General features: G+C 40.7%; 24 protein-coding genes. 13 read left to right on the top strand and 11 right to left on the bottom strand.

The features are described from left to right. Nucleotides 1-118: 118 nt before the first annotated feature. Nucleotides 119-2170 (top strand): winged helix-turn-helix domain-containing protein, encoded by a 2052-nt coding sequence (locus tag ACHSBP_RS02660; protein WP_395388093.1) that lies wholly within the window; start codon nucleotides 119-121, stop codon nucleotides 2168-2170. Between the two features lie 180 nt (nucleotides 2171-2350). On the opposite strand, the gene ACHSBP_RS02665 is transcribed toward ACHSBP_RS02660, so the two are convergent. After that, nucleotides 2351-5179, bottom strand: a complete 2829-nt coding sequence (locus tag ACHSBP_RS02665) for an ATP-binding protein (RefSeq protein WP_395388094.1) — start codon at nucleotides 5177-5179, stop codon at nucleotides 2351-2353. 211 nt (nucleotides 5180-5390) lie between these two features. On the opposite strand from ACHSBP_RS02665, the gene ACHSBP_RS02670 reads away from it, so the two are divergent. Beyond that, a complete protein-coding gene (locus ACHSBP_RS02670; RefSeq protein ID WP_395388095.1) occupies nucleotides 5391-7601 on the top strand; it encodes a DUF5916 domain-containing protein in 2211 nt (736 codons plus the stop codon). Nucleotides 7602-7711: 110 nt separating this feature from the next. Here the strand turns inward: ACHSBP_RS02670 and ACHSBP_RS02675 are convergent, their stop codons facing one another. Beyond that, nucleotides 7712-9205, bottom strand: a complete 1494-nt coding sequence (locus ACHSBP_RS02675; protein ID WP_010559315.1) for a leucyl aminopeptidase — start codon at nucleotides 9203-9205, stop codon at nucleotides 7712-7714. Between the two features lie 335 nt (nucleotides 9206-9540). On the opposite strand from ACHSBP_RS02675, the gene ACHSBP_RS02680 reads away from it, so the two are divergent. Beyond that, nucleotides 9541-10140 carry a hypothetical protein gene (locus ACHSBP_RS02680; RefSeq protein ID WP_010559314.1) on the top strand — a complete coding sequence of 200 codons (600 nt, stop codon included), beginning with the start codon at nucleotides 9541-9543 and terminating at the stop codon, nucleotides 10138-10140. Between the two features lie 38 nt (nucleotides 10141-10178). Here ACHSBP_RS02680 and ACHSBP_RS02685 read toward each other — a convergent pair whose 3' ends face one another. After that, nucleotides 10179-11390, bottom strand: coding sequence for a M24 family metallopeptidase (locus tag ACHSBP_RS02685; RefSeq protein WP_395388096.1), 1212 nt, complete (start codon nucleotides 11388-11390; stop codon nucleotides 10179-10181). Nucleotides 11391-11531: 141 nt separating this feature from the next. Here ACHSBP_RS02685 and ACHSBP_RS02690 point away from each other — a divergent pair, with 141 nt between their 5' ends. Continuing rightward, nucleotides 11532-12419 (top strand): cation diffusion facilitator family transporter, encoded by an 888-nt coding sequence (locus tag ACHSBP_RS02690; protein WP_054979191.1) that lies wholly within the window; start codon nucleotides 11532-11534, stop codon nucleotides 12417-12419. Between the two features lie 376 nt (nucleotides 12420-12795). After that, nucleotides 12796-13320 (top strand): GNAT family N-acetyltransferase, encoded by a 525-nt coding sequence (locus tag ACHSBP_RS02695; protein WP_395388097.1) that lies wholly within the window; start codon nucleotides 12796-12798, stop codon nucleotides 13318-13320. Nucleotides 13321-13396: 76 nt separating this feature from the next. Here ACHSBP_RS02695 and ACHSBP_RS02700 read toward each other — a convergent pair whose 3' ends face one another. From ACHSBP_RS02700 to ACHSBP_RS02730, 7 genes are all read right to left on the bottom strand, one after another. Next, nucleotides 13397-13831 (bottom strand): hypothetical protein, encoded by a 435-nt coding sequence (locus ACHSBP_RS02700; protein ID WP_010559310.1) that lies wholly within the window; start codon nucleotides 13829-13831, stop codon nucleotides 13397-13399. Between the two features lie 146 nt (nucleotides 13832-13977). Beyond that, nucleotides 13978-15321 (bottom strand): tetratricopeptide repeat protein, encoded by a 1344-nt coding sequence (locus ACHSBP_RS02705; RefSeq protein WP_395388098.1) that lies wholly within the window; start codon nucleotides 15319-15321, stop codon nucleotides 13978-13980. Further along, complete coding sequence (locus tag ACHSBP_RS02710) at nucleotides 15318-15956, bottom strand: energy transducer TonB (protein WP_395388099.1); 639 nt, start codon at nucleotides 15954-15956, stop codon at nucleotides 15318-15320. The genes ACHSBP_RS02705 and ACHSBP_RS02710 overlap by 4 nt, the downstream gene beginning before the upstream one ends. Next, nucleotides 15953-16354, bottom strand: a complete 402-nt coding sequence (locus ACHSBP_RS02715) for a biopolymer transporter ExbD (RefSeq protein WP_100915075.1) — start codon at nucleotides 16352-16354, stop codon at nucleotides 15953-15955. Before ACHSBP_RS02715 ends, ACHSBP_RS02710 begins: the two co-directional genes overlap by 4 nt. After that, nucleotides 16344-16724 carry a MotA/TolQ/ExbB proton channel family protein gene (locus ACHSBP_RS02720; protein ID WP_138633320.1) on the bottom strand — a complete coding sequence of 127 codons (381 nt, stop codon included), beginning with the start codon at nucleotides 16722-16724 and terminating at the stop codon, nucleotides 16344-16346. The genes ACHSBP_RS02715 and ACHSBP_RS02720 overlap by 11 nt, the downstream gene beginning before the upstream one ends. Further along, nucleotides 16721-18001: a MotA/TolQ/ExbB proton channel family protein gene (locus ACHSBP_RS02725; RefSeq protein WP_395388100.1), complete on the bottom strand. Its 1281-nt coding sequence runs from the start codon at nucleotides 17999-18001 to the stop codon at nucleotides 16721-16723. Before ACHSBP_RS02725 ends, ACHSBP_RS02720 begins: the two co-directional genes overlap by 4 nt. After that, nucleotides 17998-18756 (bottom strand): DUF3450 family protein, encoded by a 759-nt coding sequence (locus tag ACHSBP_RS02730; RefSeq protein WP_395388101.1) that lies wholly within the window; start codon nucleotides 18754-18756, stop codon nucleotides 17998-18000. The genes ACHSBP_RS02725 and ACHSBP_RS02730 overlap by 4 nt, the downstream gene beginning before the upstream one ends. 232 nt (nucleotides 18757-18988) lie before the next feature. Between ACHSBP_RS02730 and ACHSBP_RS02735 the strand changes: the two genes are divergently transcribed. Continuing rightward, nucleotides 18989-19618, top strand: a complete 630-nt coding sequence (locus ACHSBP_RS02735; protein WP_138633329.1) for a class I SAM-dependent methyltransferase — start codon at nucleotides 18989-18991, stop codon at nucleotides 19616-19618. 77 nt (nucleotides 19619-19695) lie between these two features. On the opposite strand, the gene ACHSBP_RS02740 is transcribed toward ACHSBP_RS02735, so the two are convergent. Further along, nucleotides 19696-21507 carry a flavodoxin domain-containing protein gene (locus ACHSBP_RS02740; protein ID WP_395388102.1) on the bottom strand — a complete coding sequence of 604 codons (1812 nt, stop codon included), beginning with the start codon at nucleotides 21505-21507 and terminating at the stop codon, nucleotides 19696-19698. A gap of 231 nt (nucleotides 21508-21738) precedes the next feature. Here ACHSBP_RS02740 and ACHSBP_RS02745 point away from each other — a divergent pair, with 231 nt between their 5' ends. Genes ACHSBP_RS02745 through ACHSBP_RS02775 form a run of 7 tightly spaced genes read left to right on the top strand, consistent with a single transcriptional unit; the run spans nucleotide 21739 to nucleotide 26121 of the window. Then, nucleotides 21739-22368: a PepSY-associated TM helix domain-containing protein gene (locus tag ACHSBP_RS02745; RefSeq protein WP_395388103.1), complete on the top strand. Its 630-nt coding sequence runs from the start codon at nucleotides 21739-21741 to the stop codon at nucleotides 22366-22368. An 11-nt stretch (nucleotides 22369-22379) separates the two neighbouring features. Further along, on the top strand, nucleotides 22380-22853 hold the full coding sequence (locus ACHSBP_RS02750; RefSeq protein ID WP_395388104.1) for a DUF2271 domain-containing protein: 474 nt from the start codon (nucleotides 22380-22382) through the stop codon (nucleotides 22851-22853). Between the two features lie 2 nt (nucleotides 22854-22855). Further along, the gene (locus tag ACHSBP_RS02755) at nucleotides 22856-23677 is read left to right on the top strand and encodes a DUF4198 domain-containing protein (RefSeq protein ID WP_395388105.1); all 822 of its coding nucleotides are present in this window, start codon (nucleotides 22856-22858) and stop codon (nucleotides 23675-23677) included. 6 nt (nucleotides 23678-23683) lie between these two features. Continuing rightward, nucleotides 23684-24004: a hypothetical protein gene (locus ACHSBP_RS02760; protein WP_394226115.1), complete on the top strand. Its 321-nt coding sequence runs from the start codon at nucleotides 23684-23686 to the stop codon at nucleotides 24002-24004. Beyond that, entirely contained in the window at nucleotides 23988-24506 is a 519-nt protein-coding gene (locus ACHSBP_RS02765; RefSeq protein WP_395388106.1) for a hypothetical protein, read from the top strand. The genes ACHSBP_RS02760 and ACHSBP_RS02765 overlap by 17 nt, the downstream gene beginning before the upstream one ends. Nucleotides 24507-24514: 8 nt before the next feature. Further along, nucleotides 24515-25411, top strand: a complete 897-nt coding sequence (locus tag ACHSBP_RS02770; protein WP_010559296.1) for a metal ABC transporter solute-binding protein, Zn/Mn family — start codon at nucleotides 24515-24517, stop codon at nucleotides 25409-25411. Then, a complete protein-coding gene (locus tag ACHSBP_RS02775) occupies nucleotides 25408-26121 on the top strand; it encodes a metal ABC transporter ATP-binding protein (RefSeq protein ID WP_395388107.1) in 714 nt (237 codons plus the stop codon). The genes ACHSBP_RS02770 and ACHSBP_RS02775 overlap by 4 nt, the downstream gene beginning before the upstream one ends. Nucleotides 26122-26125 lie beyond the last annotated feature (4 nt).

Here is a 26125-nt window from a genome sequence, read left to right on the forward strand (position 1 = left end):
TTATGAATATCAATAGTTAAAAATATCAATCAGTTAAGATAAACTCGATTTCGTAGACAGGTTTCTTAAATTGAAGCATCATTGGTCTATAAACTTATTAATTTAACAGAGGGTATTAATGCCGAAGTATTTAATAGGCTCATTTCTGGTGGATAAAGATTTACAAAGCGTTCACTTCGAGAACACTGAGTTATGCCTGAGTCAAAATAAATGTTTTGAGGTATTGTGTATCCTTATTAAGAACTATCATCGATATGTTTCAAGAGAGGAGTTAATTGAACAAGTTTGGCAAGGTAACTTTTATGTCGGTGAAAAAGGAGTCACTAATACAATATGGCTACTAAGGAAAGCATTTAGTGAATTTGATAATACAGAGTATATTTCAACTAAGCGTGGTTTAGGGTACCGCCTAGTTGTAGAACCAAAAGTCATAAGCGAAAAAAACAAAAAAGTTACATTTTTCGCAATTACCATGCTAACTCTTGTCTCCACTGTATCTTTGGCTTATTTTTCTCATAAAATCTTATTTGTTGATGATTCTCAACCAAAGATAATTAACGTAATTGCGAAACTAAACGGAAAAGTTGGAGAGGTGGAATTTTCTCCAAACATAAATTGGCTTACTTTTGCATGGAAAAAGCCTGGAGAAAGAAATGAAATTTATGCTCTGGATTTAAAATCAACAAATATACTACGAAAAGTTACGGATGGGCCTGGTGAAAAGCATAGTCCTGCTTGGATTGATAGTGGTAAAGGTATTGCTTATATAGACATTGAAAATGAAAACTGTGTAATTAAAACTAAAGAGTTATCTGCAACCCAAACATCCTCAATTGATTACTGTTCGCCTGATATCAATACTTATGTGTCCTCGAATTCAACAGGTAATAAGTTGATTTATAACAAAGTTGATGAAAAAAGCGGCAAAAGTAGAGTGTTTATTAAAGAATTAAATAGTGCAAAAGCGCCATTTATGATCAGATGTAATTCAGAAAATTGTAACTACGAAGATAAATTTGCAGTTTTTTCATTAAATGATGAGTTTGTCTTTTTAGAGAGAAGGTATAATTTAACATCAGAGCAAATTGTATCTGTTCACTTATCTAGTGGTAAAGAAGTGGTTTTGACACATTCAGAGAGTGATTTAAAGGGTATAACTTACCACATAGACGACAATATTTATTTTAGTTCAGAAAAATCAGGTAAGTATTTAGGCTACAAAGTAATTGCGAGTGGCGGAGAACCTGAAAGTTTGGGCATTGAAAATTTTTCTGCTCCAAGCTCTAGCAGAGTTGAAAATGAGATTTTCTTTACACACAAAAAAATTCATAAGTATGTTTCATTTATCAACTTAGAACATTCTAACCCTATCAAAGAAACGTTACTTAACTCCGATGTATCACAATATGAGGGACACTACTCAAGTGCAACTAAAAAATTGGCTTTTATTTCGGGTAAAAGTGGTTATAACGAAATTTGGATAAGTGAAATGGATGGAGGCAAAGAAGAGCAGTTAACGTTTTTAGAAAGTGATATAAGATCTTTAAGCTGGTCTCCAAATGGCGAGAAAATCGCATTTTTAGTTCAAGCACAGAACTCTAAAATAAACAAAATAATGATTTTTAACTTGAATACAGGCTTAATTAATGAGTTTAAAAATACAAATGTTTCGTATGGTATTCCGAGTTGGTCAGAAGATGGACGCAATTTAATTGTAAGTTCAACCAGTCTAAAAAGAACTCAACTGGAAAGCCTCTCTCTAGTTGACAATAAGATAGATACTTTGAGTGAGCAACCAGTTGTTAAAGCACAATATCTAAATAACAACACAATTATTTTTTCATCATATGATGATCATCAGTTGTGGTTAGCAAAAATCAACAATAATGGAAGTCTTGATAATTCGATACCTTTATTAAAAAGTGATGGACTTGCGAGTCACTTTAGCTGGTATGCTACAGAAGAAGGGATATATTATTTAATACTTGCTAAACACTCAATTGACGTTAAATATCACTCTTTCCATGCAGGTAAGTCTAGATATATTACTTCTTTGCCAAAGGGTTCTGTAGATTTGTTTAGTAATATTAGCTATTCACAAGAGTTTAACAGGCTCATCCTAACATCCATAAGAGAAGAGTTTACCGAAATTGGTAAAATAGCACTCTAAAACACTTAATTTCTTTGGTTCATTTTTATTTAAAGCTATTAAATGTGATCGTAAGAATATATTTGTGTTAGATGAAGAAAACTTCCAACGGCCGAGCTTGGCACAAATCAGCTATTCACCGTCAGGTTTGATTAAGGTCTATAAATCAAATCTGGCAGATCGAGTTAAGACTTATTCAGATTAAACGACTTTTTGACTCGACGACAAAGCGTATTCAATGCCTTCTAGTGCTTCGCTATACGCTTCTTTATCGTTGTACTTCAACGCTTTTTCAAAGTAATCTGCGGCTTCTTCAATCGAATGATATTTAAACATAGCCGCCGCACCACGCAGTTTATGTAACGCTTGTTGTAAATCTTCCCAGCTTTCGTTGCTGTAAAGCGATTTTATTGCGGCTTTTTCGCGTTCAAGCCCTGCTGCGAAATTAGCAGCAAGATCACCCGTGTCAACTGTATTTGAAATATTAATTGCTTTGTGACTGCGAGATTTGCTGTCATAGCTAACGTATTTTCTAAGTGTCGAGATAAAGTTTTCTTGTTCGAGCGGCTTTTTAATGTGATCAGCAAAGCCCTGCTCAAGATAGCTCAATACTTCGTGTTGCATGGTATTTGCCGTAATGGCGACAATTGGCTGGGTAAACCCTGAACCTTGAAGTTGCTTTAATGCGCCTATGCCATCTAATATCGGCATTTGAATATCTAGCAGTACTAAATCAAAGCGTCCGTGTTTGCATTCTTCAACTGCTTGCGCACCGTTTTCCACTGCAACCACTTCCAAACCCAAATGTCGCAACAAACGTACAATTAATTCGCGGTTATCATCATGATCTTCTGCAATCAATACGCGGCCTTCAAAAATGGCTTTGTCATCGCGTTGCGCAACGGTAATCGGTTTCGCGACTTTACTTTTCTCAACATTTAAATGAAGTGTAAATTCGCTGCCTTTGTGCACTTCACTGGTGACAGAGATTGAACCGCTCATTAAATTGGCGAGTTGTTCTGATAGGCATAAACCTAATCCTGAGCCACCAAATCTGCGGGTAATACTACTGTCGCCTTGGGTAAAGCTATCGAATATCTCTTCAAGCTGTTGCTCTTCCATACCAATGCCCGTGTCAATAACGTTAAACCGTATGCCAGTAAACGTTTCACGAATTGATAAGGTAACACTGCCTTTGTCGGTAAACTTAACGGCGTTAGAGCATAGGTTGAGTAATATTTGTTTTAACCTGAATTGATCGGCTTTAATTGCAAAGTCATCGTCAAGGGCATTAATAATGTAAAAATCGATATTCTTTTTATTGGCCAATGTGGTAAACATAGTGCCAATTTCTTCAATCAGGCCACTCACATTAAATGTACTGATATCCAGTTCTAATTTGTTTTCTTCGATACGACTGATATCGAGAATATCATTGATTAAATCAAGTAAATGCTTGCCGTTGTTATTTATGATCGCCAGATCTTTATTAAAGTTACGCAGATCATAATGGGCATTACTCATCGCCTCTGAATGACCAATAATTGCGGTGAGCGGGGTGCGTATTTCATGGCTCATATTCGCAAGAAATTTAGATTTAACCAAGCTTGCTTGGCGTAAATCTTCGCTGGTTTTTTGCAGTTCTTGCGTGCGTTGCGTCACGATAACTTCGAGCTGCTTCTTTGCTTTACGCTCGTGGGCACGGCGCTGGGCTGCAACTATCAACAAAATGCTTAAAAGACCTGCAACGATAAAAAATATGCGCTGTTGCTTTGATTTCTCTATTGCGAGTTTTTGAATTTGTTTTTCTTTTTCAAGTTCGGTGACACGTGTTTCGAGTTGATTACGCTCTTCGAATGCTTGTTCTTGAGCGAGGCGTTCTTTTAAATTTTGCTGTTTGATTTCAGTATTGACAAGTTGTTGTTGCTTGCGCACGCCATACGCTTGAGACACCATATTATTGGCGCCATAAATGATCAACGCTTGGGAATAAGCTTTTTGTAAAAGTTGTTTGTTACCCGTTTTTTTTGCGATATCGATAGCGTTATTGATTTGCTCAAGCGCCATTTCCGGCTCTTCTAACACAATAGCGACGCGAGAAAGGTGATACGCAACGCTAAAATTGACTGTAGGGTTATTTAACTTCTTGCCGATTTTTGCTGCATTAGCAATATGCACGCGCGCTTGATGGTAATCCGTTAACCAAATATAGCTATCCGCGAAGTTTAGTTCGACAGACGCTAAGTGATAGGCGTCATCTTTATTAACTAGAATCGCTTTAGCATCACTTAAATGTTTAATAGCACGATTGTATTTACCAAGCGCGTTTAGCGACACAGCTACGTTACTGTGCGTTAAAAACTGGGTGTCTTCATCTAACTCGTGGTAATGATTGTTAAGTAGGTCATCGTATATTTCGACCGCTTTATAATTGTGCCCGAGCTTAGCAAGCAAGCCTGCGCGATTTAGTTTTACATCCAGTACGTCTTGTTTTGTACCGTATTCAACGTAGCGCGGTTCGGCTTGTTGATAATAATCGAGCGCGCGCGAGAATTGGTTGAGTTTTTCGTACGCTAACGCAATATTATTTTCAAGGTGAGCGGCTTTAACTTGGGCATTATGTTCTAAATGAAATGCCAATGCTTTGGAATAGTAGGCAATCGCTTCTTCGGGTTGGTCGCTGTAGTAGTAAATTAATCCAAGCAGTCTGTTAATGTCTGAGCGTTTACGGGAGTTTTTTGTTAACAGTAGTGCGCGCTTAAGTGGCGCTATTGCGCTTTCTAGCTGACTGATTTTTGCGTAATTAGCCCCAATTAAATGTAAAATGCGTGCGGTTTGTTCATTACTGAGCTGATGCTGTGTTTGGATTGCGTGGTATGCGTCAATTTGTTGGCTAACATCATCAAGTTGTTTGATGTTGTCAATTTGTTGTGTCAGCGTCTCGTCTTCTAGCGCAAAAATCAATTGAGAAAAGCAAAAGCCAGCAATAATTACGAAGCGTAAAATTCCTTTTTTTATAATGCTGTCCATTTTCACGTCTTTTGCTTGATTTAATAGGCGTTTACTGTAAGCAAGTGCGCGCCAGAGTTCAAGCAAATTCGGTAAAATAGCGCCGCTTATCTAGCGCTAAAGTATGATTAAAAAGGTATATAAATGATGGGTTTACAAAGGCAGGTCATTGGCACTAGAATTGCTTAGATGGAAAATGTTAACAAATTATTAAAATAAGTAAGGATGCGTCGTGAAAAAATTGTCGTGGCTTAGTGCAATTTTTTTATTGCAGGTAAGTGTTTCACTGTTTGCAAAACAAAATTTTGAGCTTAAATATATTAACCAACCGATTGTTGTAGATGGCGTATTAGACGAGGCTCATTGGCAAAATGCGACGTTTGTAGACTTAGCTTGGGAAGTAGAGCCGGTAGAAGGAATTCCCGCGTCGCTTGAAACGCATGTGTGGATGTACCAAGATGGCAACAACCTGTATGTTGCGTTTAAGGCAAGTGACCCAGAACCGGGCAAAATTCGTGCGTCCATTCGTGACCGCGATGACTTGTGGTTTGATGACAATGTCATTGTGATGCTCGATACCTTCAATGATGAGCGCACCGGTTACCAATTTTATGTAAACGCCCTTGGCGCACAAGCCGATGCACGTATGACTGATTATGGTTCATGGGAAGAAGACTCATCATGGGATGCGATTTGGGATGCGAAAACCCAAATTACGGATACGGGTTATACCGTAGAAATGGTTATTCCATTTACGGCAATTCGTTTTCCGCTTGTCGATGGCAAGCAAACATGGGGTTTATCGCTATACCGTAACTATCCACGTGGTGTGCTAAATCAATTCTCAAATATAAAATTTGATTACGATATTAAATGTAGTTTCTGTCAGTTTGATAAAATTACTGGTTTTGAACATGCAAAACCAAGCCAAAACTTACAATTAACACCGACACTAACGGCAAGCCGTAGTGATGTGCGTGACAACGACAGTTGGCAAAATGGTGATGCTGATATTGAGCCTGGCTTAGATATTCGCTACGGCATTTCATCGGATGCGGTACTTAACGCAACGATAAATCCCGACTTTTCGCAAGTTGAAGCTGATGCCAGCCAGCTTGATGTAAACAGTACATTTGCTTTGTTTTATGAAGAAAAGCGCCCGTTTTTCTTGGATGGAGCCGATACATTTGAAACGGAGTTATTTAACTTTGTTCATACCCGAAATATCGCTGACCCAGATGTGGGAGCAAAATTAACGGGTAAATCGGGTAATCACACCTATGGTGTTCTTTATGCTAATGACCAGCAAAGTGCGCTGATTTTACCTGGCACGCAAGGGTCTAACCTAGCCGTTGTTGATGAAAAAGCGCATGCAGGGATTGCCAGTTATCAACTTGATTACGGCTCACGCGATAATTTAGGTATGTTGGTTACTAGCCGCCAAAGTAGCAACTATCATAACAATTTAGCATCGGTTGATGGTGCAACGTATTTGTCTGAACAAGACCAAATTCGCTATCAATTTGCCTATTCTGATACTAAAAACACCGAACAGTTAGTCACTGACTTTGACCTTGCTGAAAATCAACAAGGACATACCGCGTATGTTGAGTACCAACGAAACACTAAAGCATATGATTTAAAAGCATCGTATCGACAAGTTGATGCCGATTTTCGTTCGGATTTAGGTTTTGTAACACGTGCCGGTTATGAAAAAGCCCTCGTTGGTGGCGGCTATCATTGGTATATGCCACAAGGCGAGTCGGTAACGGATTATTGGCTGAAAGGCGATTACGATATCAATTACGAACGACACGGCGATAAATTAGCCAGCGAACTTGAAATATACGCGGGCCTTGAGGCTATCTACAATATTTACACAGAAGTAGGGTATATTGCAGGTGAAACGAAATATGGAAATCGTTATTACGACGAACAATATGGAGATTGGTGGTTTTCAGGTAAGCCAACGGGTGATGTAAAAATATCACTTTATGCGCGTGAAGGTAAACGCATCGATTACCGTAATGCGGAGCTTGGTGATTCATTGTATTTAAACCCAAAAATAACATGGGATTTGAATCAGTATTTACAGTTTAAACTCGCGCATACTTACAGTGAAATGAAGCTCGATGACGCTCTGTCGTTTCGCGTTAACCTAACCGACTTACGTGTAAACCTTAAATTTAATATGCAAAGCATGTTGAAGCTTGTTGTGCAGTATGAAGTAGGCAAGTATGGTGATTCACCGCTTGAGATTACTAATCAGATCAATAAAGAGCGTGATTTTGCCACCCAGTTGATTTACTCATATAAGCTCAACCCGCAAACATTGTTTTATTTAGGGTATTCAGACAACGGGTTTAGCGATGATGACGAACAACGTCTAAAAGCTAATGAGCGTACGTTCTTTACCAAATTTAGTTATGCATGGCAGCTTTAAGCTTATGTATTAGAACGTGTTGATCTTTACGGATCACTTAAACACAAAAAAAGTGGGCAATGCCCACTTTTTTATTTTTAGCGCACTATCAAGTCGTACTGTCAAGTTAGTTATTTAACTTGATTCTCAACCCATTGTGTTAATAAACGTACGCTGTAACCTGTACCACCTTTTGGCACTTCATTTTTAGCTGATGACGCAAGCGCATTACCGGCTATATCAATGTGCGCCCACTTAGTATCGCCCACAAACTGTTGTAGGAAAGTCGCCGCAGTTGTAGCGCCCGGGCCACCTGAACCGATATTAGCGAAATCTGCAATCGGGCTTTTAAGCATATCTTTGTAGCCTAGTGGTAAACGCCATAGGTTTTCATTTACTTGTTTACCAGCAACTGTCAGAGATTCAACTAGGCTGTCATCATCTGAAAATACTGCAGCATAGCGATTACCAACGGCACGTACTTTTGAACCAGTAAGCGTTGCAATATCGACCATAACTTGAGGTTTAAATTGCGTGCGTGCATACCAAAGCGCATCAGACAGTACTAAACGACCTTCAGCATCAGTATTTAGAATTTCTACCGAGTGACCCGCTGCAGTGCGTACAACATCGCCAGGAGCAACAGAGCTTTCCGATACCATGTTGGCGGCCATGCCCATTACTGCAACTACGTTAACTTTCGCTTCGTTTAACGCAAGCGCTTTTACCGTACCAAGCGCTGCTGCCGCACCTGCCATATCAGATTTCATGCGCGCAATCGATGAACCTGTTTTAATGCTGTAGCCACCTGAATCAAAGGTTATACCTTTACCTACAAGTGCAATGGGTGCATCGTCGCTGCCCTTATAATGGGCAACAACTAAACGAGAACCTTCATTGCTGCCACGGCCAACCGCTTCAAGTGCACCCATGCCAAGTTCTTTGATTTCTTTTGGTGTTAATACAGATACTTCGACACCTATCTTTTTCAGTTTTTTCGCTTCATTTGCAAAATCAACTGGTGTCATTTCTGTAGCGACTTCAGAAATTAAGTCACGCGCTAGAAATACACCTTTTTCAATATTAGCTAAGTGAGCGTATTCTTGTTTTGCAGTGTTTGCGTTTGTTGAAATAAAAGTAAACGCTTTTTCTTCACGCTTTTCTTTTTGGTATTTGTCAAAACGGTATGCACGTAAGTTAATGCCGTGAGCAAGTTGCGCAAGATCAGAGCTTGCAAATGATGAGGCATCAACAGCAATATTCTTAATGTATTTTTGTTCTAACATGCCAGAAAGCTTACCGCCTAATTTTGTCAGCTCTGATTGTGTCAAGCTGTTGTCATCGCCAAGACCGATAACCATTACGCGCTTATAAATGCTGTTTTGTGGCGCAACCACTTCTAACTTAGTGGCAAACTTACCGCTAAATTCATTTGCAGCGATTGCTTGATTAAGTTGGCGTGCAAAAGGGTAGTTTGAAAACACGTTTTCGTCTTGCTTTTCATGGGTGAATAAAACAAGTGTATCTGCGTCGGAGGTCGTAGCGTTTGAAAAGTTAAACTGCTCAGCTGCAACAGGCATCGCAGTACTCGCCGTTAGCGCAAGTGCTAATAAAGACTTTTTCATGTGAGATCCTTCAAATATAAATTTGTGCATGTTTACATTAACGCCAGCAAAATGTTAATCGATAAACGATTAGTTGCCAGTTTAGCGAGGCGAATAACAAGAAAAAAGCCACTTAGGTAGTCGTTTGGTTACATTTTGTCAAATATACATTACAAAAATAACGCGATTTTGTTGATTAAATACACAAAATCACCGTCGAAACATTGAGTTAAATCAAAAATTTCGATAAAGTTTGTACAACTTTATGGGGACATTTGTTACCTAGAGCCCGTTCTTCTCTATAAAAAATTAACAATTCATACGTGGAAGGCTCTAAATACAAGAAAGGTTGGGGCATGGAATTATCACAAGAAGAGTTAGCTTTTTTCTCTAATATGTTTGCAGACAAATCAACACCTGAGCAAACTGAGGAGTCAGGCCATGCGCTTAGCATTAAATCTGAAATTCCAAGCAATCTTTATCAAGTATTTGAGCAATCTAAACTGACATTACTGGCTGAGATTAGTCATTATCAGTTGTGGTTTCCGCTCGAAATGACAATTGAGAACGGTGAGTTTAAACCAGTTCTTGGTACCCCTGAAATCGTCGATATTCAAAATGGTGAGCGCAGTTGGCGTGGCGGTGATTTTGTTAATGTGGAATTGCAAGATCAAAAAGGCAAAGCACACGACTTATTGTCACTTTCAAGTACCGGCATTGCGTTTCGAGTGAGCGACCGTCGTAGCCTTAAGCGTATTTTAAACGAAAAGTCGTTATGTATTAGCTTACCTAACGAAGAACAAGTGGCACTAGAATTTGAAGCAGTGCGAGTGGAGCGCGATGTTGTAGCTGCGAAAATTGCCAAAGTTCAACGCGGACGTGACCGTTTAAGAAAGTTTTTGTTTAATTTACACCGTAATGAAAATCAACAACTTTATCAGGGATTGCAGTCATAAAGCGCAGCTTACTCTAGCAAGCTGCGCTTTTGTGGCGTTTATGCCAAACCAAATGGGTCGTCCACGCTATGCGCAGGCTCTGTAAACCACTTTGGACCTTCATCTGTCATGTAAAAATGATCTTCAAGTCTGACACCAAATTTACCCGGTAATACCAACATCGGCTCGTTACTAAATACCATTCCTTTAGCAAGTGGTGTGGTGTCACCTTTTACCAAGTAGGGTGATTCGTGAATGTCCATACCACAACCATGACCTGTACGGTGCGGTAAACCTGGAAGTTCGTATTCTGGACCAAACCCAGCAGCATCAATTACCACACGGGCAGCCGCATCGGTCACTTCACAAGCTTGCCCAATTTTGGCAGCATTAAATGCCGCGATTTGCGCTTCTTTTTCTACTTGCCATACAGCACGCTGTTCATCAGTTGCCTCACCATACGCATAAGTACGCGTAATATCAGAATGATAGCCTTCAACAATACAGCCGGTATCAATCAGTACCCAATCATTTTCTTGTAGTACTTGAGGATCTTTTACGCCATGGGGGAAGGATGTTGCTAAACCGAACAGCACAATGCAAAACGATGAACCTGATGCACCAACCTTTTTATGAGCTTGGTTGATAAACGTTTCAACTTCGCTTGTCGTAATACCAGGTTTTAAAATGCTTGCTGCGGCTTTATGCACTTCTAATGTCATATTTTTCGCGGTTTGCATCAGGGCAATTTCCGCATCAGATTTACATTCACGGCAAGGCACGGTAATAACATCAGCGTTAATCACTGTAAGTTGCGGGTTTGCTTTTATAATGCCGTCGACAAGAAAATAACCAGCGCTTGGGTCGACAGCAAGTTTGCCTTCGTTGATCCCCTGTTTTTGCAGTATTTCTGCAATTAACGCGTAAGGGCTTTGATGTTCATGCCAGCCAAAAAACTCGCCATTTAGCTTCATGTAATCGTTCAGTGAACCTTGTTCGAAATGCGGGGCGACGTAACATAGTTCACCTTTTGCTGGCAAAATAGCACCAACTAAACGCTCGCTTTTGTACCATTTTAAACCGGTAAAATAGGTTAGGTTAGTACCCGCGTCAATATACATAGCTGCAATGCCTTGCTGTTGCATTAATGATTGCGCTTTTTGTAAACGGGCGTTGAGTTCGTCGTTTGAAATTGGCGCAACCTGTTGCGTCATATTATCTAATTTGGCTAAAGCTTGTTCTATTGTGCTGCCACCTACACCTATCGTCATATGAAAATACTCTTTATTGTATTCAATATGCAAAATCTATCATTTTATTTTAGGTTTTAGAAGCACTAGGAGTGATTTTATGAAAACTAACCGTTATAATTGAAACACTATAACATTTTAGTTTCTAACTTATCCCCATTCATGACAGATATCACCACCCATAAAACTGCAAGGCGCCGTTTACTCATCGCCCTTTCTATTACAAGCACTTTTATGGTGATTCAATTTATTGTTTCGTTTTTTGCCAACTCTATGGCAGTACTGGCTGATGCCGGTCATTTATTTGTTCATAACAGTTCATTGGTAGTGGCGTTAATCGCCTCAAGTATTGCGATTCACTTAGCAAAAAACTATAACGCGGGTTATAAAAAAGCAGAGCTCATTGGTGGCTTAATTAACGGTATTTTGTATTTAGCCATCGCAGCGACGATTATTTTTGCCAGTACCAACAAGCTTGTAAATCACGCAGATCACTCTCATGAGGTAAATACCTTTTTAATGACGGCAGTCTCTGGCCTTGGTTTTTTATTTCATGCAGCATCGGCTTATGTGTTGTATCAAGGACGCAAAGAAAGCGTTAACGTTTATGCGGTATTCTTACACAGCTTTTTAGACTTGTTATCGACGGTATTAACATTTAGCGCCGGTATAGTGATTTACTTTACTGGTTGGGTCGATATCGATATTTTCTCAAGTTTAATTATTGCCACTTTTGTACTGATAACAGGTTTTCGAGTGATCAAAAAGTGCATTGATGGCCTAGTTGAAACTGATAGCGCATTGCCAGCGGCGACAGATATCGAATCACGATTAACCAATCTGGAGCACATTAGCAGCGTTCACAATGTAACGGTTGATAAGCAAGGCAGTAAAACGATCGTCGGCGCACACATTGTTCTAAAGCCGAGTTGCACCAAAGAACTGCATCACGATTTATGTCAATTAGCCGTCGAAAAGTGCTTGTTGCAAGAATTTTTGGTAAAGCACAGCGTACTGCAAATTGAAGCGCATCAGTGTAAACATTGTTGATTTATTAATACGTTAATCGTAATCTGATGTGTAAAAGGGCCTTAAAGGCCCTTTTTTGTTTGTTAAAGAAACTATACCAATGGTTTAGAGCGCTTAACGAGGTGGATTATGTTTACTCTGGCGGTTGATAACACGTTAAAACTAGCGTTGGTTGATGCCAAGTTTGCAACGGCGTATTTTGATATCGTAACTAGGGTCTGTTGACCTTTCAAGTTCATTTTTGCAGCAGTTTGATTGGGTTTTATACAAGGCAGAGGCTGCGTGGCATAGTTATTCTATGTGAGTCAGCCGATAACACTGTAGAAAAGCCAATCAAGCGCTGCCGAACGGTTCTTTTGAGCGCACTTTTCTCATTGTTGCTCGATATTCACTTAGATTGCTAGGCCACACATCGAGCGCCGCGATAAAAGCACGCTCTAAGAGAACAAAAATAGAACAGCAAAGATCAACAGACCCTAAGCAACGTGCTTATTTAAGTCGTTGGTTGATTTGGCCAAGTCATGCCGACAGCATTGAGTTTTTCTCGAATTTTATTACTCGCTCACTGATTGATTATGCTAATGGCAAGTCGCTGGTGTGTGCCATGATTTATCAAGGCGAATTAGTGGGAAATGTGAGTTTTAATTCCATTGATCATACGCTTAAAAAGGTAGAAATTGGTTACTGGCTTAGTTGTGATTTTCAGGGCAAGGGCATTGTTACGCGCGCCGTTACTAAATTGATTGAACTGGCGTTTACGCAATACGAAATGGAAAAAGTTGAGATTGCAGTTGCCGTTAACAATACTGCAAGCCGAAATGTCTGTGAGCGTCTTGGGTTTTCGTTAGAAGGGGTTATTACACGTGCCGAGAATCTTAATGGCAAAATAGTCGACCATGCTATTTATGGTTTACAACGCTAGTTAATCTGAGCGTTCGGTCAGTGATTATTAAAGGTTGGGATTGTGCTAATCTCGCGCACAATCCCGAATTGTGTGGTTAGCTTAATACCTTAATTTGTTCAAGTGACGACACCCGGATATGAGTTTGAAAATAGTATTTACCCGTTCTTTTTCCATTTGAAACAAAATCGATAATTTCGCGTTTTGCTTCACCCGTAACTTCAATCACTTTGCCTGTGAAAAACGCGTTAGGCGCTTTGCCATAATTTTTGGTAAATTCTGGTACCACTGAAGGCGATAATACAATGGCTACTGCACGTCGGTCGCGATAATCGTGTTCAGTGTTAAGGTAAACTTCACCATGGCGTGAACTTCCGGTAGCTTTAACTAAAAATTTAAATGTACCTTGTACACCATCAGGCGCATTGTCTTCGGCTTGCGCGATTAAGTTCATGGTGTCTGCAACGTCAATATTTGTTGTTGAGTTACATGCGGTTAAAAATAGACTAAGCGATAAAATTAGATACTTCACTAGTTACTTTCCTTGTATTTAATGTATAGAAAGTGCACGTAAAACTGATAAGAGAAAACATGCACGTGACGGATATTACATCAGATTCAAGTAATCAAAAAGCCTAAATAGAGTAAAAACTCAATAATAATTGTCATACTCATCTGTTATTTAACGCGTTTTAATCGCTCTAATTGTTTAATATTGGCAAGTAAGTCTCGTCGTGTCGGGTTTTCACGGTACGCATTATTTAATAGTGTAATCGCACGCTCATATTGACCTTGGTCAATTGCGATTTGCGCGCTGAACAACCACGCTTGCTCTTTATAATTATCAAGGCTACTTGCCCGCACATAATAATTATTTGCCTGCGAAAGTTGTTTTTGATGTTGATAAAGTTGGCCAAGTTGAAGTAAGGCTTTGCCGTTACTGGCATCGGTTTCAATTGCGCGGGTTAAGTATTGCTTTGCTGTTGTTGTTTTACCATTTCGCTCTGCTAACAGTGCTAGATAAGTTAACAACAAGCTTTGATGTTTAAAGTTAAGCTTAGTGCTGTGTTTTTCAAGCACTGACGCAAGTACTTGTGCTTGCGATACGTTATTTTGGTTTATCAAAACCGTTAATGCGTTAACGATTTGTGCTAAATGAGCGGGTTCATCTTTGTTGATTATTTCTGTTAATAATTTGACCGCGGCGTCACTGCTACCATGGTTTAAATGGAGCTGGGCGTTAAGTAATAGGTTGGTTGGGTTATTATTGCCAAGACGTCTTGCCACTTCAATGCTTGCTAGGGCGTTCTTTTCTTTACCTTGCTGCAATTGAATTTGGCTAAGATGCAACCAAAGATCAGCCTCGTTAGGTGTGTTTTCAATTAGTTGGTTAAGTAAAACCGTTGCTTCGTTTACATCGCCGGCTTGGGTTAACGCCCATAACAATCCTTTTTTGTAATCAAGGCCATCTGGTTGTAAAAAAAGCGCTTGTCTAAACCCAGCAATGGCGGCGTAGGGTTGAGCTTGCTGCATATGCAAATAAGCTAATTGTGCAAACAAACTTGCATCTTGGTCGCCTAATGTTAATGCACTCGCGAGATATTTTGCTGCTTTTTGATTATCTTCCAACTTTAAATAAATTGCGGCAAGTGCGCGGTGGCTTGGTAGTAAATCGGGTCTTTTTGATAGTGCATGGCGAAAAGCACGCTCGGCGTGCGCTAGCTGTTTTACTTGTAGTGCTATTTGACCAACCGCTTGCGCAAGTGCAGGGCTTAACGTGTTAATTTCTAACTGCTTTACGGCTAGCCACGCGCCGTTGTAGTCGGATTTAGCAAGCAGTGGCTTTATTGTTGTTGCAATGGTTTGTTCGTTAGCCGTGAGCTTAGCAGTATCTTGTGATAATAAACCGTATTTAATTTCAAAATCCCAACTCGGTTTAGTTATCGCGATATCGACGTGTGCGCTGCTAGAAGCTGCACTAGTACAAATGAATAGCAGTGTTAAGAACAGAGTAATTTTCATATGGTTTCTACTTCAATAGGCCAGTTAAAGCGCGCTTTTACGTTCTCGCCATTTTTTTTAGGCGGGGTAAAGCGGGCAATTTTAACAATACGTTTAATTTCTTTTTTAAAACTGGGAAATGGATTTTCTTTAATATCAATTAGCGTCACTTTGCCTTGTTCGTTGATTAATACATCAAGCACAATGTCGAAACGCTTTACGCCGCTACGTCGTATCTTTTTGGGAACGTTGAATTTGAGATTCGCAAGTGATCGTGGCAAGGAATCTAAGTCACTCAAGCCAAACGCCTGCCAATCAACATCCAATGAGTCGCTCCAGTTGATGTCATCTACCTGAAAAGTGATATCAATTGTCTGTTGTGTATAGGTCACCTCTGATTTTACTAAACTCATGGTGATTTGTGGGCCATCACCACTTGCGCTAATAGCAATTTGGGGTGTCTCTACTTGTGGCTGCGTCATTGGTGGCGGAGGAGGAGGGGGCGGCGGTAAGCTCACTGTCTCAATATTGCGCACCGTTAGCGGTTTTTGTATCCCTTTAGTCAAAAAACGCGAAAGCATCACAAGGGAAAGTGCCGATGTGAGAATTGCAAAGGCAACGAGCATGGCAATTGAATGCGAGGTTACTTTCTTCATTGTGTCGCAATGCTCACATTGCTCGCACCCGCGAGTTTACTTTCGTCAATTACTTGTACTAAAAGCTCGGTTGGTACCAGTTTATCGGCTTGAATAACCACCGCACGTTGCTTGTCTTTTGTCAGCTGGCTAACAATCGAACGGACGCCGGCAACGCCAATATTACTACCATCGTAAACCACTTCTTTAGCGTTAGTAATGGCAATCATAATTAGATTGCGCTCTAGTTTTTGTTGCGATAATGCCTGAGGCTTATCAACGTCTACCCCCGTTTCTTTTACAAAAACAGTGGTTACAATAAAGAAAATAAGCAATATAAACACCACGTCGATTAATGGCGATAAATCGATGTGTTGCTGTTGCTCGTTTTGCAATCGTTGTTTTAGGTTAGCTTGCATGGCGCTGTACTTCATTTAAGCTGCGATTAACTAGGCTGTAGAGGATCCAAGCGGGTACGGCCAATAACAAACCAAGTTGTGTTGTAAATAGGGCATCTGAAATGCCGGCGGTTAAACTATTGCCCAAGGCCATTGTTTCGCCATAAGACATGGCAACAAAGGCATCTAATAATCCCATAATTGTGCCGAGCAAACCTAATAGCGGTAGCGCGCAAATACATAAATTGAGCGATTGTTGCCAAAAGCCAAGGCCACAGCAACACACCTGTTTGCGGGCAATAAAGGCATACACCAAACGGTAATAAACAAACAGCGCGAGCGCTAAAATGGCGATTACAATAGGATGAGATAATTCGTTTAATGTGATCATGCCGCGCCTTTGTGTAATTCTATGTTTTGGTTAAAGTTAAATTGGCTAAGTGAAATGGCACACTGTTCAAGTTGATGATAGTGGCTTTTAACTTTTCGTGACAAAAATGCATGACAAAGTAACGCCGGAATAGCCACAACAAGGCCGAGCTCGGTTGTTACGAGTGCCTCTGAGATGCCACCTGACACAGCAGCCGGGTCGCCTGCGCCAAACAAGGTCATTAATTTAAAGGTTTCAATCATGCCGCTTACTGTTCCTAAAAGGCCAAGCAGTGGCGCAACAGCAGCTGTTACAGCAATTGCGCCAAGTAAGTTATCGAGTTGCTTCTTTTGCTCGTTTAAGGCATTGAACAGTGAATCATCTCTTAATTGACCAATTGGTGTGCGTTTACAAATTTCGACCAGTTCGGTTTGCCAGCTGCCCAGTTTCAATGTGCTGTGCTCACCATTAAGGTTAGATAAGCGCTCTGTTACTGCGGGCACGATTTTGTCGAGCCTTGCAAGCTGAACCAGTTTGTAAATTGAAATAAGTAACGCGAAAAGTGCAAACAGTAATATCGGTGCGACCCAAACACCGCCTTTGCTGATGTGCGAAATAATGCTCTCTTGCTGTTTTAAGGTCATGGTAGCGCGGCCGTTACTCGGGTCGATTGGCAATAACGCACTGCCGACGTCTTTTAACTGCGTTAATGCATCATGCGCATTTTCTAGTAATACTGCGACTTCATTGTGCTCGCTAGATTTATCAATTAAACCCGCAGCATTATCGCTTTTAAAATAAGTGAATGGGCCAATATCAATTAACTCTGCTTGATGTGTATTCCCATCGCTAAATACAACCTCACTTTGATAAAACAGCCCCTGCCTATGTTGTGTTTCACTAAAGCTTCTTTTCGCAAGCGCTAATAATTCTGTTAAGTCGTCACTTTTTGCCGTGATTTCGCTTTCACTTAAATAACGAGTTAACAGGTGTGTTTGATATTGCGACTGCTGCTGCCATTGTTTTAAGCGATTTTCAACGTCTTCTATCGACAGTGCTGCTTCATCTTGTGCGCGTATTACGCCTTCAGTTTCTTTACGCAGTAACAGAACAGCGTTTTCAGCGTTAAGCAATTCGCGGCTGAGATTACTATTCTCACGTGCCAATTGTTTTTCGGTTTTGTTGAGTGCAGCTTGCGCACTTTTAATATCGTGTTGTAACGATTGAATTACGTCGCTTGCTTTAAGCGGGGTGACAACACAAAGCAACGCAGTGACTAACCATAACTTTAGTTTCATGGTGTTTGCTCCAAGGTTACCGGCAGAGAAATAAAATCGGCTTCTTGTCGGTGCTGTAACATGGCTTTTGCTTTTACAAAGTCGGCATAAGGCGTTTCATTATTGAGTTGCCATTGCCACTGATTGTTTACAACAAACCCAATGCCAGTCTGTGTACCATCTGGTGTACTCGCATAGGCAAGCTTTTCACCGATGTAGATTTGTTCAAGTAACACGTTTTGACCTGTTGCAAGCGTGATTTTGGACTTTTCAAAACTTATGCGCTGATTAAACGCTTGGCGTTTGCTTTGTAGTAGTAACAAAACTTCAAGGGTTTCACTGTCAGTCGATGCATCGGTAATTTGTAAAAGCGATTGCCGCCATGTATTTGCTAACGGAGGGGGCAGACTTGTTATTTGGCTGTGTGCGTAACTAATTGATTGTTCGAGCCACAATGCAAGCTCGTGTTGCTCAGATTCAAGTTTAGATTGCGCGAGTAAAATCTGATTACGGCGCTCACTGACTTCATCATTGTGCTGCTTGCTTTGTGCGAGTTTTTCTTTTAATCGCTGTTTTTCAATATTTAATAAACTTAATCGTTGCTCAAGCAAAGGTTTTTGGCTTTGCCAATCGGCTATCAGTTGATTACGTTGTTTATGTAAGTTAAGCCATTTATCGACCAGTAATTGATAGTCTTTTACGGTACTTGCGTGGCTTTCAAACAGACAGGCGGTAGCAATTAATAGCGCCAAGTTTATTTTTTTTGGAGTCTTCATAGTGACAAAAAAATTCGCCAGTAGTGACATAGCGCCACACCAGCGTTAGTTATAAATTAAATATATTGCAAATGATAACCGTTATCATTACTATCTACAACTAAAATAAACTCACTATTAAACTTAAATTCTTGAATCGTGCATTGTCTTTGCAACTAAATGAGCAATGCTGCGAAAACCACACACCTAACAAGTGTTTCCTTAACTTGTTAAGAAAAAGGAGTTTCAACAGATGATAGCGTTAAATAATCAATGGCAGCAGTTTGCGACTGATTTTGAAAATCGTAACAATTATGTCGTGGGTAAATCGGAGATAGATCGTATTAAAACGCGTCTTTCAAAGTTTTATGGTACGGGTCATGTGCTAGAGCTCGGTTGTGGTAATGGCACTTATACTAAAGTGATAGCTGACAATGCACAGTCGGTTACTGCAACAGATGTAAGTAGGGAAATGTTGAATGTTTGCCAAAAGCGCTTATGTGATTGCGATAACGTAAAAACCCAGTTGGCAGATGGCTTTAATTTACCTTATCGCGATAACAGCTTTGATACCTTGTTTATGGCTAACCTATTACACGTTGTACCTGAGCAAAATAAGCTACTTAAAGAGTGTCATCGCGTATTAAAACCGTTTGGTCAGGTGATTGTGATGAGCGTTACCATGTATAAAATGTCACTGATTAATCGTGCAAAATTATTGTATCGTTACCATAAAACCTATGGTAAAAAACCGACTCACAGCACAGTACTCACCCCTGATTTATGTCAAAGCTTGTTTAACGCTTCTGGTTTTGAACTTAAAAGCCAAGAGTTATTAGGTACTAATACTCATGCTTTGCTGTGTCAGGGAATTAAACGCTAATTCAAAGGGCGGTTTTATAGTAAATCGCCCTTAGTTCTAAATGTAGTTAACGTTAATAAATTGTCCTTATTAACTAGCTAGTAAAGATCCACTCTAATGCGTTTATCCTCGATAAGTGATTGGTAGACGTGCTCTTCTAAAATTGATTTAAGACAGCTGATAACTGAGTCGCCAAACCCTTTTTGTTTTCCACATAAATAAATCATTGCGTTTTCGTCAAGCATCCACTTTTTAATATTGTTAGCATGTTGCTCTAACTGCTCAGTAATATAACCACCACCGTCGCGAGACCAGGCTGGGGTAAAGTGAGTCAGTGATTTATCGCTACGCATGGCATTAATTTCATCTTTAAAATAAAAATCCGTGCTCTTTGATTGCTCACCGAAGAATAACCAAGCCGGTACACGCTGCTCATTGACTGACATACCTTTTAGTAAGCTGATTAGTGGCGCAATACCCGTGCCAGCACCGATTAAAATGGTGGGGCAGTGGCGTTTAGGTAGATGGAAATTTGCATGACGCCTAATACGAGCACTTATCAGTTCATTTTCACTCAGATCACACAGGTAATTTGAAGCAAGTCCCGGTTTACCTAAGTCATCGAAATGCCTACGCACAAAAATCTCTAATTGAGATTCGTGTGGTGCGCTTGCAATTGAATAAACCCGAGGTGGTAGCGGCGTCAACACATCGACAAGTTGCTGAGCTGATGTTGCGTTTTCACCAAGCCAGTTCGATTGCCTTACTGCTTCAAATAGTGGCATTTCAGTATTCTGAAAAATGACCTGTTGCTGACAATCAAAGCCTTTTTCACGTAGCATTTGTTGACACTTAATCGCGTCGTATTTGGGTATTACTTCCAAAAGATCGCCAGCCTGATAAGTGAGTCCTTCGTTTTTAAAGGTTATTCTATGTGCAGCGCGCTTAGGCTTTTGTGGGTTCACTAGCGTGTTACTGTGGGCATTTAGACGGTGATAGTTATCATTAAATGAAACGGTCGATTGCTCCTTGCCAATAACGTGGCTAATTTGTTGCCACCAATGACCAATGGCATCTTTATCACCGCGGTCCACTTCAATCACATCGGTAATTTGCTTTGCACCTTTTGATGATAATAAGTGTGCAAGCTGATGGCCGAAGGCACAAAAATGCTGATAGGTACGATCGCCTAACGCCAAAATTGAGAAATTCACCTTGCTAGTTAGCGTTTGCGTTTTCTTCATTTTATTAAGAAATGTCACCGCGGTTTCTGGCGGCGCACCTTCGCCATAAGTGCTGGCGATTAAGAGCACTTGGCGATACTGGCCTAAACAATCGGGTGTGAGAGAAGACAAACAACGCAGATCAAAGGTATTCGGTAGCTGTTTATGAAAGCGCTCTGCAATCGACATCGCAGTGCCTGATTGACTGGCGAATGCAAGCAAGGTACTCGCGGTTTGACTACGGGCATTCAATAAGCTGTAACAACATGCATAAAACACAAAACAGATACTTAATATACCTATTGATGCATACAGTGATAAGCCGTTGTTTACATCTAGATTAAACAAAGTGAAGCAGCCACTTAATAGCACACATGCAACAAAACAAAGGGCAAATAGCGATAGTTTTTGCTGCCGTTTTTGCTTCCAAAGAACCAATGAAATTACCACAATTACAGCACAAAACAATAAGCCGATTTGTTCTAATAGGTGGGCGATGGCGAGTTGTCTGCTAGACAGATAATTGATTATCTCAAACTCTTGGTTAAGCACAATTAAGCGAGTTTCATCGAAAAACTCAAGTTGTTTAATGGTAAAACTATCGAATACTTTTTCGCCATTACTGTGTTGCGTAACCCCCTCAATTGAAAAGCGTGTTTGAGTATGGCTTGAATTTAACGAGAACATCCACGCCCATAAAACAAAGCCCAATAGAAAAAGCAATTTTATAAATAAATTCAATAAATACGATAAGTTAGCGTGCTGAGAGTTAATAAGGTTTTTGCCATATTTGACTAGCTGAAACATGTTTAATTTATAAATCTAAATGAAAATAATTATCATATGCTATTGCAAAGTGTCAGCGAACGCTAGTAGAATTTGCCCGACAAATAAGTAGACCGAAGATTTTTTAGTGGTATGGCAAGGTCAAATAGCCAAATGCAATTCGATGTTAGTTATGTATCTCGCATTATGCGCAAAATCCATATTTTCAGTGCAATGCCGGTATTGGTGTTGATGGTGTTTTTTGCAATTACGGGCATTTACCTAAACCACCCCGATTGGAAAGGTGGTGACGTTGAAAAACAACAGCAAACCATTGCGCTGCCAAAAAGTCTTACCGATTTACCCGACTGGCCAACTCATTATGCGAGCCACAGTTTAACCTTGCTGCACTGGCTTGATGTTGAACATGGCGTATCGGGAGTTGACTTCGAAATCGATTGGGATGAATTAGATAGTCTGGTCATTTTGAATTTATCTGGACCAAATGGCAGCACGCTAATTGAGGCATTTATTGAAGAAGGGCAAGCACATGTTGATTCACGACGCTTATCCCTTATCGATATGCTGAATAATGTTCATCGGGCAAAGCACGTATCGGGCTTATGGCGCGTGCTTTCAGATATTAGCGCGATTTGTATGGTGCTGTTTTCGATCAGCGGTTTTTGGCTGGTTTTGGTTAACCGCATGGAGCGCAAAAACGCCAACATCGCTTTGCTACTCGGTAGTAGCTTGTTTGTCTTTATCATTACTTTAATGCATTAGGAGACGTATCGATGCTTAAGCAGTTAATTGCAGTGACTTCCCTTTTGTTTGCATCTGTCGCTGCACATGCAAATACCTTAACAGTTGAATTTGAATTACCGAGCTTTACCACCGGCGACTACCACAAACCTTACGTTGCAATTTGGGCTGAAAGTAAAGCGCAAAATCAAACGTTGTTGCTTTGGCACTTAACTAAACGAAAAGAAGATAAATGGCTGGTGGACATTCGTCGTTGGTGGCGCAAACAAGGGCGTTATGGCGACACGCCAGATGGTGTAACTGGCGCGACAAAAGGTCCAGGCAAATATAGCGAAACACTCGATGTGGGCGATTTAAGCCAATTCAAATTGTTTATCGAAGTGGTACGTGAAGACGGCGGTCGTTCACTGCTAAAAATGCCAATCGACTTCTCAGATAACCAAGAACGCTATCACTTAGACGCTGATAAAGAAATTGGCGCTGTAACAATTATCAAAGGAAAATAATAATGAAATCCAAATTTGTAAACGTAACCGCGGGGCTAACACTTGCTTTGGCATCAGGTTTAGCAAGTGCCCATGATATTTATATTTGGCCAAGTTACTTTACGGTGAATAGCGAAAAGGCGGTTGACGTGCCGGTTCAAATCACTGCGTCACACACCACATACCGACCTGATTTTGCTATGCCAAGTGAAGGCGTAAAAGTATTCGCTGCCGATGGCAAGCAAGTTCGTCGTATTGGTAGCTTTTATCAAGGTGCGCGTTTTTCAACATTCGATTTAGGTGTTGAGGGCGAAGGCACATATGCACTTGAATATCATCGCGGTCCAAACTATCACTCGCGTTACAAAATTGGTAAGCGTGACACTGAAAAACATATCCGCGGCAATAAATCACACGCAAAGGCCAATGCGCCAAAAGGTGCGCGAGATTTAGAAACGGCATCATACACAACCATTGCAATGTCGTACGTGACAAATAAAGCACCCACCAACGATGTACTCAAAGCAAAAAATAAAGGTTTTGAAGTATTACCAATCACCCATCCGTCAGATTACGTGACCGGTGAAGATTTAACGGTAAGCTTGTTATTTAACGGCAAACCAGTGGCAAATCAAGATGTGGTGATTGAGCTGGAAGCCCCTCAATACAGCGAAAATCCAAAAGCCCTTGAACTGAAAAGTGATAAAGATGGCCTTGTGAGCTTTAATTTCGCAAAAGGCGGGCGCTACATGCTCAAGGTTAATCATAAAATAGATAGTACCGATCCTGAAGCAGATGTTGAAATTACCCGCGTATACTACGCATTTGAAGTGATTTTTGAGTAAATCACGATGAAAAAGCTGATTTCCCCTGTGATTGGCATGTTGTCTTTAGCGCTATGCGCTAAAGCACATGCCCATTTTCCAACGCTAAACTGCCATGTCAGCAATACAGATGCAAAACTGCTTAGCTGCACCGCAGGTTATTCTGATGCAAGTCTAGCGGGTGAAGTAATACTAAAAGTGTACTCATACGATGAAGCGTTATTGCGTGAAGTCAAAACCGCGAGTGATGGCAGTGTGTCGTTTAGTAAACCAAACGGCGAGTTTTATATTGTGTTTGACGCGGGTCATGAAAGCCCTGCTGAGTTTGATTATGCCGAACTTGAATAAACGCGCGTTTTACCAAGCGGGCTTTGTGGAAATTGTACCGCAGCAAGATGGGCGTAAAGAAAACGCCTATTTTGTTGTGGCTATTGTGTCAATATTTGCGCTTGCAGCATTGCTTCTTATGCTCACGGTAGGCGAGCGAAGTAAACGTGTTGCACTGCCGGCAAACATTGTAAGCCTTAGCACCCAATTACAAAATGCCGCAGAAGAAATCGCTATTTTATCCAGTGTAGGTGAATTGGCTATGAGGCCAACATTAGACGAGCTGATCACCTACCAGATTGGCCCTTTTTCCGAGCGTGAATTTGAATCACCGAAACCAGGTTGTTTTATACATCAACACGATAACCACCAAGTACGCCTTAACTTTCAGGATTCGGGCTGGCAAGTGATGTGGCGCGAACAAACTCATAGCGCGATAGCGCACGCACATCATGACGATAACGCGCTTTGCAATAACAATAATAAATGGCAACACGTAAGTAGCCAGACTAACCAAAATTAGAGGTTCGCTTGTTTTATAAAATTATGTTTAGTGTGATGGCGTTTTGCATCACGTTATCGAACGCATATGCACAGCACGGTAAGCTGCATGTCGGTACGACCTTACACCCTTATTATGCCTATGTGGCAAATATTGTGGGTAACCAAGGTGAGGTAATTCCGCTAATTGAAACGGGATTTAATCCACACAATTACAGTTTAAGCCCTGCCGATATTGGCCGTTTAAAAAACATGGACGCGCTGGTCGTTAATGGTATTGGTCATGATGATTTTGCACTCGATGGTTTTAATCGCATAAAACCGCAAGGCGTTACACTGATAAAAGCGAACGACCAAGTGCCGCTGCTGCGCAAAAACCATAAGGTGAATCCTCATACCTTTGTTTCTATCGATGCGGCAATTCGCCAAGTTTATGCCATTGCAAAATCTCTTGGTCAATTGGCACCTGAGCACGCTAAGTATTTTAGTAAAAACGCTTTTTTATATGCCAAAAAATTGCGAGCGTTAAAGAAACCAGTGCAAGATATTTTAATCAATCACGATTTATCGAATGTGCGTATCGCGAGCACCCACAACGCATATGGTTATTTATTGCAAGAGTTTGGCTTAACCGTTTCAGCGGTTGTTGAGCCCGCGCACGGGGTCTCACCAAGTGCGTCGCAGCTACAACAAACGATTAATGAAATTAAAAAAGCCGACATAGACGTGCTGTTTACAGAACTGAATATGGCAAACAGCTATGTTGATGTAATTGAAAAAGCGACCGGCATTAAAGTGTATCACTTTTCGCATATGACCCATGGTCAGTACAGCCAAGATTTGGTTGAACGGGAAATGAAGCACAACCTAACTATGCTCGCCAAAGCGTTGACATTTGCTGCATCAAAATCAGGTAACACGCTATGACAATTCATGCTCCTATCGTATGTGTTAGTGACTTAAGTGTCAGCATTAACAACAACCTGCTGTTAAGTGACGTTAACTTGTCGGTACCTGCGGGAATTTGGCTAGGCGTGGTTGGGCCAAATGGCGGTGGTAAGTCAACATTGATTAAAGCCCTCATGGGGCAAGTGCCGCACCGCGGACAAATCGCCTTAGATTGGCCTGAGCAAAGTGCGCGGCGTATTGGTTATTTACCACAAATTGCGGTTATTGAGCCCTCTTTACCGATAACTGTAAGCGATTACCTCACAATGGTATGCGATACCCGCCCAGTTTGGTTTCGGCATAAGCAAAAGCAAGCAATACGAAATGCTATGACGCGTTTGCAAATTGAAACCTTTACTAACAAACGCCTTGGTACATTATCGGCTGGCGAAAGACAACGCGTTTTACTTTGCGCCGCGCTTATTAATCAACCGGATATTCTGGTGTTAGATGAACCACTTGCTGGTGTAGACAAACAAGGCCATGCACTAATTCTTAATGTGTTATCAGAATTTCACCAAGCGGGCGGCAGTGTGATTATGGTTGAACACCACTGGCACGTAGTGGAGCAGTATTGTCAGTTTGTTGCGGTAATTGATGGGCAACTGGTTGACTATGGTCCAATTGAACACGTATTTGGCCGCTTAAAGCCGAATGTCGCACCATTTGAGTTAGCAACATCAGCGTAGGAAC

Origin of the sequence: Pseudoalteromonas sp. XMcav1-K (assembly GCF_044005875.1) — a bacterium.
Taxonomy (GTDB): Bacteria; Pseudomonadota; Gammaproteobacteria; order Enterobacterales; family Alteromonadaceae; genus Pseudoalteromonas; species Pseudoalteromonas spongiae.